This is a genomic window from Meiothermus hypogaeus (assembly GCF_003574035.1).
GTDB lineage: Bacteria > Deinococcota > Deinococci > Deinococcales > Thermaceae > Meiothermus > Meiothermus hypogaeus.
Genome location: NZ_QWKY01000044.1, coordinates 18,462 through 29,306 on the forward strand (window position 1 = coordinate 18,462; position 10,845 = coordinate 29,306).

Annotated in this window: 11 protein-coding genes; 9 read left to right on the forward strand and 2 right to left on the reverse strand. The window is 60.4% G+C overall.

The window, feature by feature from the left end:
• Window positions 1-40: 40 nt before the first annotated feature.
• On the reverse strand, window positions 41-1,396 hold the full coding sequence (gene der / locus Mhypo_RS11410) for a ribosome biogenesis GTPase Der (RefSeq protein WP_119341420.1): 1,356 nt from the start codon (window positions 1,394-1,396) through the stop codon (window positions 41-43).
• 90 nt (window positions 1,397-1,486) lie between these two features.
• Between der and Mhypo_RS11415 the strand changes: the two genes are divergently transcribed.
• Both Mhypo_RS11415 and Mhypo_RS11420 read left to right on the forward strand, forming a co-directional pair.
• Window positions 1,487-2,149: an SDR family NAD(P)-dependent oxidoreductase gene (locus Mhypo_RS11415; RefSeq protein WP_119341421.1), complete on the forward strand. Its 663-nt coding sequence runs from the start codon at window positions 1,487-1,489 to the stop codon at window positions 2,147-2,149.
• 179 nt (window positions 2,150-2,328) lie between these two features.
• A complete protein-coding gene (locus tag Mhypo_RS11420; protein ID WP_240637229.1) occupies window positions 2,329-3,201 on the forward strand; it encodes an ion transporter in 873 nt (290 codons plus the stop codon).
• Here the strand turns inward: Mhypo_RS11420 and Mhypo_RS11425 are convergent.
• Entirely contained in the window at window positions 3,185-3,682 is a 498-nt protein-coding gene (locus tag Mhypo_RS11425; RefSeq protein ID WP_119341422.1) for a DinB family protein, read from the reverse strand. The two genes, Mhypo_RS11420 and Mhypo_RS11425, sit on opposite strands and share 17 nt — an antisense overlap.
• Window positions 3,683-3,723: 41 nt before the next feature.
• On the opposite strand from Mhypo_RS11425, the gene Mhypo_RS11430 reads away from it, so the two are divergent.
• The 7 genes from Mhypo_RS11430 to Mhypo_RS17935 all read left to right on the forward strand — a co-directional run bounded on the left by Mhypo_RS11430 (window position 3,724) and on the right by Mhypo_RS17935 (window position 10,732).
• Window positions 3,724-4,335 carry a lysophospholipid acyltransferase family protein gene (locus Mhypo_RS11430; RefSeq protein WP_119341423.1) on the forward strand — a complete coding sequence of 204 codons (612 nt, stop codon included), beginning with the start codon at window positions 3,724-3,726 and terminating at the stop codon, window positions 4,333-4,335.
• Window positions 4,336-4,459: 124 nt separating this feature from the next.
• On the forward strand, window positions 4,460-5,536 hold the full coding sequence (prfA, locus tag Mhypo_RS11435; RefSeq protein ID WP_119341424.1) for a peptide chain release factor 1: 1,077 nt from the start codon (window positions 4,460-4,462) through the stop codon (window positions 5,534-5,536).
• Between the two features lie 28 nt (window positions 5,537-5,564).
• Complete coding sequence (locus Mhypo_RS11440; protein WP_119341429.1) at window positions 5,565-6,032, forward strand: NUDIX hydrolase; 468 nt, start codon at window positions 5,565-5,567, stop codon at window positions 6,030-6,032.
• A 148-nt stretch (window positions 6,033-6,180) separates the two neighbouring features.
• Complete coding sequence (locus Mhypo_RS11445; RefSeq protein ID WP_119341425.1) at window positions 6,181-7,578, forward strand: mannose-1-phosphate guanylyltransferase/mannose-6-phosphate isomerase; 1,398 nt, start codon at window positions 6,181-6,183, stop codon at window positions 7,576-7,578.
• 206 nt (window positions 7,579-7,784) lie between these two features.
• On the forward strand, window positions 7,785-9,182 hold the full coding sequence (locus Mhypo_RS11450) for a UDP-glucose dehydrogenase family protein (RefSeq protein ID WP_119341430.1): 1,398 nt from the start codon (window positions 7,785-7,787) through the stop codon (window positions 9,180-9,182).
• A 152-nt stretch (window positions 9,183-9,334) separates the two neighbouring features.
• On the forward strand, window positions 9,335-10,294 hold the full coding sequence (locus Mhypo_RS11455) for a UDP-glucuronic acid decarboxylase family protein (RefSeq protein ID WP_119341426.1): 960 nt from the start codon (window positions 9,335-9,337) through the stop codon (window positions 10,292-10,294).
• A gap of 219 nt (window positions 10,295-10,513) precedes the next feature.
• Window positions 10,514-10,732 (forward strand): hypothetical protein, encoded by a 219-nt coding sequence (locus Mhypo_RS17935; protein WP_147371352.1) that lies wholly within the window; start codon window positions 10,514-10,516, stop codon window positions 10,730-10,732.
• Window positions 10,733-10,845: the final 113 nt, after the last annotated feature.

Below are 10,845 nucleotides of genomic sequence, written 5' to 3' on the forward strand. Positions count from 1 at the left end.
TCCACATATCTCTGGCCAGCGGCTCCAGACCCTTACACCCTTACGAAGCGTCTCCCCCACCCTTCGACTCCCTGCGGCCCCTAAAAACCATCCGGAAGGGAATTTCGCGCAAGCCCAGGTCTTCGCCGATGCGGTTGCGCAAGAAGCCCTCGAAAGCCCGCGTCACGAACTCGGGGTGGTTGCAAAAAAAGACAAAGGTCGGGGGAGCTACTTCGGGCTGGGTGAGGAAAAAGAGCTTGAGGGGCTTGCCCTTGAAGTTGGGAAGCATGGTCTGGGTGCTCCAGACCGAGAGCCAGCGGTTGAGTTCGGCAGTCTCGAAACGCGCTCGAGCCAGCTCGTAGAGCCGGGCCGCTTCCGAGAGCAGCTTGTGCAGGTTTTGCTTGGTAACAGACGAAACGTACAGAATGGGCAGGTGCTGGATGTGGGAGAGTTTGAGGGCCAGGTCAGCCCGCACCCGCTTGGCCTCCTCTTTGCTCTCAATCAGGTCCCACTTGGTAATGGTCACGATTACCGGTTTGCCGGCGTCCAAGGCCTCGTTGGCCAGCTTGAGCTCGTGGTCGCCGAGTTCCCTGGGGTCTACCACCAGCAACACTACGTCGGCATCCAGAATGGCCTGGTGGGCGCGTCCAATGGCCTGTTCTTCGACCCCGGTCTCGGGGCGCTTGCGGATGCCGGCGGTATCTACCAGCAAGAACCGGCTGCCCCCGTAGTCGAACTCCACGTCGATGGTGTCGCGGGTGGTGCCGGGGATTTCCGAAACAATCACCCGCTCCTCGCCCAGAATGGCGTTCAGCAGGCTGGACTTGCCCGCGTTGGGGCGGCCCACAATGGCCAGGCGGATAGGCACCACCTCGGGCTCACTCTCGCCCTGGCGAACCGGCAACATGGCCCAGATGCGCTCCAGCAGTTCGTCAAACCCCCGGCTGTGGGCTGCACTGGTAGGAACCGCTTCGCCAAAGCCCAGGGCATAAAAGTCGCCCAGGTAGGCCTGGTGCTTGGGGTCGTCTATCTTGGTGGCTACCAGCAGCACCGGTCTGCCCTGGCGGCGCAAAAAGTCGGCGACCTCGAGGTCGGCGGTCGCAATATCGCTGCGCCCATCCACGGCAAACAGCACCAGGTCGGCATCCTGAATGGCCCGTTCCACTTTTTGCTTGATTTTCTTCTCCCACACATCCCCCGACCACAAGCCCCCGGTATCCACCAGCTTGAAGCGGCCCTGCTCGCTCTCCACCACGCCCTCTTTAAGGTCGCGGGTAACCCCCGGCACGTCGGCCACCACGGCAAACTGGCTTCCGGCCTTGGCGTACTTCTCGGGCGCGGCCCGTAAACCCAATAGTTTGTTGAACAGGCTCGACTTGCCCACATTGGGGCGACCCACAATCACCACTCGATACATAGTTCCACTCGCATTCGGTTCAAGGACGGCTCCAGGCAGCGTTACCTGAATCCACAAACAGCATCCTTGATGTTACCATGCGCTTGTTGTATGAAACCCAAGGTCTGTCTGGTGGTGGGCATGGGGCGGGGCATCGGGCTGAGCGTGGCTCGTCGCTTTGGCCGGGAGGGGTATCGGCTGGGTCTGATTGCCCGTAGCGAAACCAACCTGGAGAACTATGCGGGAGCCCTCGAGCTCGATGGCTGCACGGTCAAAACCTTTCCCACCGACATCACCCGCACGCCGCAACTGATTTCAGCGGTAAGGGAAAGCGAAAAGCAGCTTGGCCCCATCGAGGTCTTGGTTTACAACGCCTATGCCTCGGCGGGCAGCCGGGCTTCGGAGCTCAGCGTGGAAGCCCTCGAGGACACCCTCAAGGTCAACCTGTACGGGGCGCTGGTGGCGGCCCAACTGGTGATCCCCGGTATGCTCTCGCGCCGCAAAGGCACCCTCCTCTTTACCGGGGGCGGCCTGGCCCTGAACCCCGCGCCCGACTTGGCTGCGCTCTCCATTGGCAAAGCCTCGCTACGCGCCCTGGTGGGTGCGCTCAGCAAGGAGCTCTACCACGAAGGCATCCACGTAGCCACCGTGACCATTGCAGGCCAGGTGAGGCGCAACACCCCCTTCGACCCCGACCTGATTGCCGAAAAGTTCTGGGAGCTGCACGCCCAGCCGCCCGGCCGGTGGAAGACCGAGGTGATCTACCAGGGATGAAGAGCTTTTGGCAGGCAAACCAGTTCGTAGGCCATCCTCGGCCAAAGGCGCAGGTCGCCTCATTCCTGGTCTTCTGCTCTGGATTTTTCGCAATCCATCAGGTAGTAGCAGAGCTAAGATACAGTAACCGACGGAGTTACACGCAGTTCATCTGACTGGACAGCCTATACTCTTCAGGTGTGAGCCGCTCTGTATCCAATACCCTCTCCCGCCTGGTGGAATCGGCACCGTTCAACCGCTTGGTAACCGTCATCATCCTATTTGCGGCGGTGCTGGTGGGCCTCGAGACCTATCCCGCCCTGATGGAGCGCTTTGGCCCTACCCTCCACCTACTCAACAACCTGGTGCTGGCCCTGTTTGCTCTCGAGGTGCTCCTGCGCATGGCGGCCCTCTGGCCCCGGCCCTTGCGCTATTTTCAGAGTGGCTGGAACGTGTTCGATTTCGCCATTGTGGCCTTTAGCCTGCTGCCGGGGCTGGGAACGTATGCGGTAGCGGCCCGCCTGCTGCGGCTCTTGCGTGTGCTGCGGCTCATCCGCACCCTGCCCGACCTTCAGATTATTTTGGGTGCCCTGCTCAAAAGCATCCCCTCCATTGGCTGGGTGCTGGTCTTGATGCTGCTGCTGCTCTACATCTATGCGGTGGCCGGGGTGTTTTTATTCGGCCAGGGCGACCCCTTCCACTTCGGCAATCTGCACACCGCCCTGCTCACCCTGTTTAGTATCCTGACACTGGAGGGCTGGGTGGATATCCTCCGCATCCAGTATTTCGGCTGCGACCGCTTCGAGCTGCCCGACCCCGCTTTGTGTACCCAGCCCAAAGCCCAGCCCCTGCTGGCCGTGGTGTACATGGTCTCGTTTGTGTTGCTGGGTACGCTGGTGTTTTTGAATTTGCTGGTGGGCATTGTGGTCAACAGCATGGACGAGATGCGAAAAAGCCTGCAAGAAACCCGGCTTCCCCCACCCGGAAGCCTCGAGCAGCAGGTGCAAGAGGTACAGGCCAGGCTGCGCGAGGCGCAGGGAATGCTGGAGGCGCTGGTCAAAACTCGGGATTAACCAGATCGGTGTCCATCCCTGGCGAAAGCACTGCCGGATGCCCCAGCACCCGCCCCAGAGCGGTAATCTGGCCCTTGTGATGGAACTCGTGGGTGATGGGATGCAGCAGCAGCCAGCGCTGGCTCACCTTGGCCTTCCAGCCCTTGCGTGGATGCGTCCACTCGTATATCTGGTCGAGCTGGTTAAATGTTTGCAGGGCCTCTTCGACCACCGCATCGGCTTGCGCAAAGACCTTTCTCATGGCTGCCACATCGGGCACCTCCGACCCCTGGATTGGAGCCTGAGGCTTGCCCAGGCCCACCGTGCCCACCCACCACAAGTAGCAGTCGGCCACGTGGGCGTGCAGGTTGCGCATGCTGCCAAAGGCAAAATCGGGGCGCTCCTGGGTATAGATTTCCGGCGGCAGCGAGGTGCAGTAGCCAAAGAGGATTTCGCGGGAACGCCGCACCCAACCATAAAAAACCCGCAGGTCATCGTTCATACCACAGGATACCCTCGCCCGCTGTGGTATACCAGTAGTAAATGGCACATCCGTATGCGATTCGCCCCCAGACGCCCTGGCAGCGTTTTGGGGTTTGGGCCTTGCGAATGCTGGGCTGGACGGCGGTAATGGCTCCGCCTCCCGGAAAGAAGTTCGTGCTGGTAGGCTACCCTCACACCTCCAACTGGGACTTTTTGTATGCGCTCTTGTGGGGTATGGCCTCGGGTACGCGCTTTCGCTGGGTGGGCAAAAAACAGCTTTTTCCCCCGGTGTTGGGGGTGGTGATGCGCTGGCTGGGGGGCATCCCGGTAGACCGCTCCAGAGCCGGTGGTGATTTTGTGAAGCAGGTAGCCCGCATCTTCGACCAGCACGACAACCTCTGGGTGGTGGTGGCCGCCGAGGGCACCCGCAGCCGCGCGCCGTACTGGAAAAGCGGGTTTTACTACATGGCCCTGGAGGCCAAAGTGCCCATTGCACTGGCCTACATTGACTATAGCCGTAAAGAGGTGGGCATCGGGGGGTACTTCACCCCCAGCGGCAACATTGAGGCCGACTTTGAGCAAATCAAGGCTTTTTACGCCGACAAAGTAGGCCGCGACCCCAGCAAACAAAGCCCCATTCGACTAAAACCCAAAGAGGAAGCTGAAAGCTAAATGCTAAAGGCTGTTTACTGACGGCTTTCCAGTGGCCCGAGAGTTCTGATTCCAAGGTGTCTCGGTAAGGCATCACCTATCGGACAGGTGGCATCCGCGTTATCCTGGTAGGCAGTGACCGTTTATGCTAGAGAAACTTGCATCCTTAGAAGCCGAGTACCAGACGCTCGAGCAGCAACTGGCCGACCCGGCAGTACTCACCAACCCATCGGAGTATCAGCGTATCAGCAAGCGCTATGCCGAGATGGGGCATCTGGTTGAAACCATTCGCGCCTACAAAGAAACCCTGGCCCACCTCGAGGAGGCCCGTGAACTGCAGTTCGACCCCGAGTTGGGCGAGATGGCCCAGGCCGACATCGAGGCCCTGGAACCCAGGGTGCGGGACCTCGAGGCCGAGCTCGAGCTCTTGCTGCTTCCCAAGGACCCTATCGATGAGAAAAACGTCATTGTGGAAATTCGGGCCGGCACCGGGGGCGAGGAGGCCGCGCTGTTTGCTGCCGAGCTGCGCGACATGATTATGGAGTATGCCCGGCGGGGCGGCTATAAGGTCGAACTCCTGGACACCTCGCTCACCGACTTAGGGGGGGTCTCCAAAGTCTCCTTCGAGGTGACGGGGCCGGGGGCTTATGGCTACTTGAAGTACGAGGCCGGGGTACACCGGGTTCAGCGGGTGCCCGCCACCGAGACCCAGGGCCGCATCCACACCTCCACCGCGACCGTAGCGGTGATGCCCGAGGCCGAGGAAGTAGACGTACAGCTCGACCCCGCCGACCTGGATATTACCGTCTCGAGAGCCTCGGGGCCGGGCGGGCAGGGGGTCAACACCACCGACTCGGCGGTGCAGGTCTTGCACAAGCCTACCGGCATAATTGTCTCTTGCATGGAGTCGCGCAGCCAGATCAAAAACAAGGAAAAAGCCCTCTCCATCCTGCGCTCGAGGCTCCTGGAGATTAAGCGGGCCGAGGAGGCCGCCCGCCGCCGCGAAGACCGCCTGGCCCAGATTGGCGCGGGCGAGCGCTCGGAAAAAATCCGCACCTACAACTTCCCCCAGTCGCGCGTAACCGACCACCGCATCGGCTTTACCACCCACGACCTGGAAGGCGTACTCTCGGGCGACCTCTCCAGGCTGCACGAAGCCCTGCGCAAAGCCGACCAGGAACGCCAGCTCGAGGCCCTCTCCAGCGCACCCAAGTCCGCCTAGGACGTGAAAGGCGGTCTGTATGCATGGGTTGCGACGTGACCTGTTGGTAGCCGCGGCTATCCTGCTGGACAAGCAGGGACGGGTTTTGCTGGTCGCCAACGACTGGAGCCGCCGGGGCAGGGTGCGCTATACCCTGCCAGGCGGCATGGTCGAGGCTGGGGAGACCATCCCGGCTGCCATCGCACGAGAGGTGCAGGAAGAAACAGGCCTCCGGATCAGGGGCATTCAACACCTGGCGTATGTAATCCAGGTAGAGGATGCTCGCAAGAGCGAACGCACCATCGCCATGGCCTTTCGCGCCGATTACGAGGGCCTGCTCAACCCCAAAGACCCCGATGGGCACATCGTGGAGGCCCGCTTCTTCACCGCCGAGGAGGTAGCCGTCAAGCTGGATGAACACCGCCCCCTCCTGGAGCCCCTGATGGACTACCTGCAGGGCGAGCGGGGCCGCTTCTACGCGTACTCGAGCTGGGGAAGCGAAGGAACCAGGGTTTGATACCCAAAGGCTAAAGGCCTCAAGCGCAAGGCTATAAGCTCAAAGGACGAGCCCAGTGGGCTATCAAATAACCCCGGCTCTGCCGTGCTGGCCCGTACAGTATGCTTTAGTGCGGTGTCTGCTGACCCCACGGCATTTGAGGTGAAGCATGGTGGCAGTCATTCTTTCGGGTGGGGCCGGTACACGCCTGTGGCCGGTCTCGAGGGAACAGTACCCCAAACCCTTCATGAAACTACCCGACGGGCAAAGCCTGTTGCAAAAGGCTTTCTTGCGGGCTGCACGGGTTGGAGCCCAGCGGGTGCTCACTGTTACGGGCCTGGAGTATTACTACAGCACTGCCAGCGAGTACGAGGCCCTGGGCATGCCCGAAGTGCAGACCTCGTTTGTGGTCGAGCCCTTGCGCCGCAACACCGCTCCCGCCATTGCCATGGCCGCTTTGTGGGTTGCCGAGCACAACCCCGATGAGGTCATGCTGGTGCTCTCGGCCGACCACCTCATTTTGCGAGAAGAGGCCTTTGCCCAGGCGGTAACTCAGGCCCAGGCCATTGCCCAAGAGGGCTATCTAGTGACATTTGGCATTCAGCCTACCTACCCGGCCACCAATTTTGGCTACATCGAGCAGGGTCTACCCCTACAAGATGGCGCATATCGGGTTGCCCGCTTCGTGGAAAAGCCCGACCAGCAGACTGCCGAGGCTTATCTGCAAACCGGGCGCTTCTTCTGGAACGCAGGCATTTTCTGCTTCAAGGCGACCACCTATCTGCAAGCCCTGGAGCACCTCCAGCCCGATATGTACAAAGCAGCGCTGGACTGCTGGCAGGGCAGCGAGAAGGGGGAAGTGACCTATCTAGATGCAAACCTCTTCAAACAGGTTCCCAGTGAGTCGGTGGACTATGCGGTCATGGAAAAAGCCGCGCAGGTAGCAGTAGTGCCCGCCGATCTGGGCTGGAGTGATCTGGGCTCCTGGGACGCTGCCGCTTTGATGGTGCCGCCGGATGCAGCGGGCAACCGGGTGTTTGGCGAGGCGGTTTTGCTCGAGACCACCAATACTTTTGTCCAGACTGAAGACCGTGTGGTAGCGGTAATCGGTGCCAGCGATCTGGTGATCGTGGATACTCGCGATGCCCTGCTGGTGGCCCGGCGCGATAAAGTGCAGGACGTAAAGAAGGTGGTGGAACAACTCACCCACTCCAAGCACGACACCGTACGCCGCCACCGCACCATCCGGCGGCCCTGGGGAAGCTACCTGACGCTGGAAGAAACGAGTGGGTTCAAAATACGGCGGGTGGTGGTCAAGCCAGGCCAGGCCCTCTCCAACCACCTGCACCACCACCGCAGCGAACACTGGACGGTGTTGCGAGGTACGGCCCAGGTCTGGCTGGACGGCAGAGCACAGATGCTAAGGCAGGGCGAATCGGTCAGTGCCCTGGCCGGGGTTGCCCATCAACTCATCAACCCCGGACTGCTGGATCTGGTCTTGATTGAGGTACAAACCGGCGAGTACCTGGGCGAAGACGATGTCAAGCGGCTGGAAAGCCATATATAAGCTGAAAAGCGTGAACTTTGTCCCCCACATTCACTCTACCGTAACGCTGCGGCGTAAAGCTGACGCCTATGAGGCAGTTTCTCTATCTGTGCTGTGATGGTTGGCGGTTGGGTCTGGCAGAGACCCTTGTACACTAAATAACAGCTTTGCAATATTCCATGCCACAACTGTATGGATTACAACTAGAGGGGTAGAGCATGAAAGCTATGAAAGTCGCCGTCATCGGTACTGGATACGTAGGCATTACCACTGGGGTCACGCTGGCTTACATTGGCCATCAGGTAACCTGTGTGGATGTGGATCTCAAGAAGCTGGCCCTTTTGCGCTCAGGCAAGGCGCACATCTACGAGCCGGGCCTCGAGGAACTCATGCACCTATCCCGCGAGCGCCTGAAATTCACCGACGCCTACGCCGAAGCCGTACCGGATGCCGACGTGATCTTTGTTGCGGTGGGCACCCCCTCGGCCCCCGATGGCAGCCCCGATCTGCGCTATGTGCAGGCGGCTGCCGAGGGCATCGGTCAGCACCTGAATAGCAAGTTCACAGTGATCGTGAACAAATCCACCGTACCCATTGGCTCGGGCAACTGGGTGGAGTCGCTGGTGCAAAGCGCCTACGAGGCCAAGAACGGCAAGAAGGCCAAGGGCAACTTTGCGGTGGCTTCTAACCCCGAGTTCCTGCGCGAAGGCTCAGCCATCTACGACTCGCTCTACCCCGACCGCATCGTGGTGGGCGCCGAGCGGGAGGAAGCCCTCGAGACCCTCTACAACCTTTACCGTCCCCTGATTGAGCAAAGCTTTCCCGAGCCCGCTTTCCAGCCCCGTCCCAATGCCATGAAAGCGGTGCCGCTAATCTCCGCCGACCTGGCCTCTGCCGAACTGATCAAGTACGCTGCCAACGCCTTCTTATCGGTCAAGATCAGCTTCATCAACGAGATTGCGGCCCTGGCCGAGCGGGTAGGTGCCGATGTGACCCAGATTGCTCGTGGCATCGGTCTGGATAGTCGCATTGGGCCCCGATTTCTCCAGGCCGGAATCGGCTGGGGCGGTAGCTGCTTCGGCAAAGACACCGCTGCGCTGGTCTCAACCGCCAAGGAGTACGGCCTCTCGATGCCCATCGTACAGGCAGCCCGCGAGGTGAACTACCGTCAGCGCGAGCGCATCGTGGAAAAACTTCAGCGCGAACTCAAGATCCTCAAGGGCCGTACCATTGGCCTGCTGGGCCTGGCCTTCAAGCCCAATACCGACGACCTGCGCGATTCCCCGGCCCTGGATATCGCCCAGCGTCTCATAAAGCAGGGGGTCAAGGTGCGTGTCCACGATCCCATCGCCCTCGAGCAGGCCAGGGAGCAAAACCCCGACCTGGCCGTGGAGTATTGCCAGAACGTGATGGACTTGGCCGAGGATGCCGATGCAGTGGTGCTGGTTACCGACTGGGCCGTCTACCGCGACCTCGACTGGGAGGGCATGGCCAGGCTCATGAAAAAGCCCCTGGTGGTGGACGGGCGCAACTTCCTCGACAAGCGGCGTCTGGAAAAAGCCGGTTTTCAGCATGTGGGGGTGGGCACAGGCACCAACCCGCAGCTGGTCACGGCGGAAGGTTAGGGGTGGGCCGGGTTTGTAGATCACTTGCAGAATGGCCGGGAGCCGAAGTTAGAAGCACAAAGAAAATTCCTGCCCAACTGCGATATGCGATTCATACGCGGGGTTGAGTAAAAGAAAAAAGTCATAATCTGGCTTTGCAAGAAAGGGTAAAAATGCGAATTCTCATTACTGGCGCAGCGGGTTTTCTGGGGAGTCACCTCTCAGAGCGGCTGCTGCTCGAGGGTCACCAAGTGATTGGGGTGGATGATTTTAGCAGCGGCCAGCCGCGCAATATTGAGTTACTCTCCCAGCATGCCCAATTTCACTTTGTCCAGGCCGATGCTTCCAAGCCCCTCCAGATAGCAGGGCCCCTGGATTGGGTGATGCACTTCGCCTCGCCTGCCTCGCCCCCGCGTTACTTGAAGCTGCCCATCCAGACCCTGCTGGTCAACGGCGAGGGCACCCGCCATCTGCTCGACCTGGCCGTAGAAAAGGGTGCCCGCTTCTTCCTGGCCTCCACCTCCGAGGTCTACGGCGACCCCCTGGTACACCCCCAGCCCGAGACCTACTGGGGCAACGTGAACCCGGTAGGGCCGCGCTCCATCTACGACGAAGGCAAGCGCTACGCCGAGACCCTTACGGTGGCCTACCAGCAGGCCAAAGGGGTCTCGACCCGCATCATTCGGATCTTCAATACCTACGGCCCACGTATGGACGCCGAAGACGGTCGGGTAGTCACCAACTTCATCAGCCAGGCCCTGCGCGGCCTGCCCCTCACCATCTACGGCGACGGCAGCCAGACCCGCAGCTTCCAGTACGTGGACGACCTGATCGAGGGCATCCGCCGCCTGATGGAGGTGGAGTATCATCAGCCGGTGAACCTGGGCAACCCCGAGGAATACACCATGCTCCAGTTAGCCGAGCTCATCCAGGAGCTGGTAGGTTCCAGGATGCCCCTCGAGCACAAACCACTCCCCCAGGACGACCCCCGTCAGCGCCGCCCCGATATCAGCCGCGCCAAAGCGCTGCTGGGCTGGGAGCCCCGGGTGCCGGTACGTGAGGGACTGGCCCGTACCATCGCTTACTTTCGCGATCTTCAGTGCGCCGATTGGCACCCTGAAGCGAGGTCATGAATGGGTTGGTGATTGGGGACTGGCTATCTGATACCGCCTGGTGCGGGGTACACAAAGTTTCAGATTTCTCGTCAGGACGCTCTTCATAAAATCTAGCCATCCGGGATTATGAATCCTTCGTCCTGGACAGCACAGTGGCCGCACCATCCAGGCAGCCTCATCAAAGAGCGGGCTATGTTGTGTTTCTTCTTTCATTAAATCCTGCAAAAAGCTGGCTTTATGCACCTGTTGCTCGAGAAAGCCAGGCTGCTCGAGATCGCAGTTATTTCTCCGAACAACGAGCGCAGTAGCCCACCAGCCGCCGTTGGATTATTTACCCTTCAGGCGCTTTCCTCGCCCGGCCAGTATTTGGCCGGGCAGCCTCATTCATTTTATACCGGATTCAAAAAGACAGTTCACAAAGCCAAAAACACCAGAGGCTGTCTTTTTGAATCCTAGAGCACACCCCTCCCTTGAGTACCGGCGCTAGCCGGGGGCCGATGGCCCTTCACTGTCGGTCGGCGAAGAAAGCGTCTCCCTTCCAAGGGGCGGTATCGCCCTCCGCTACGCGG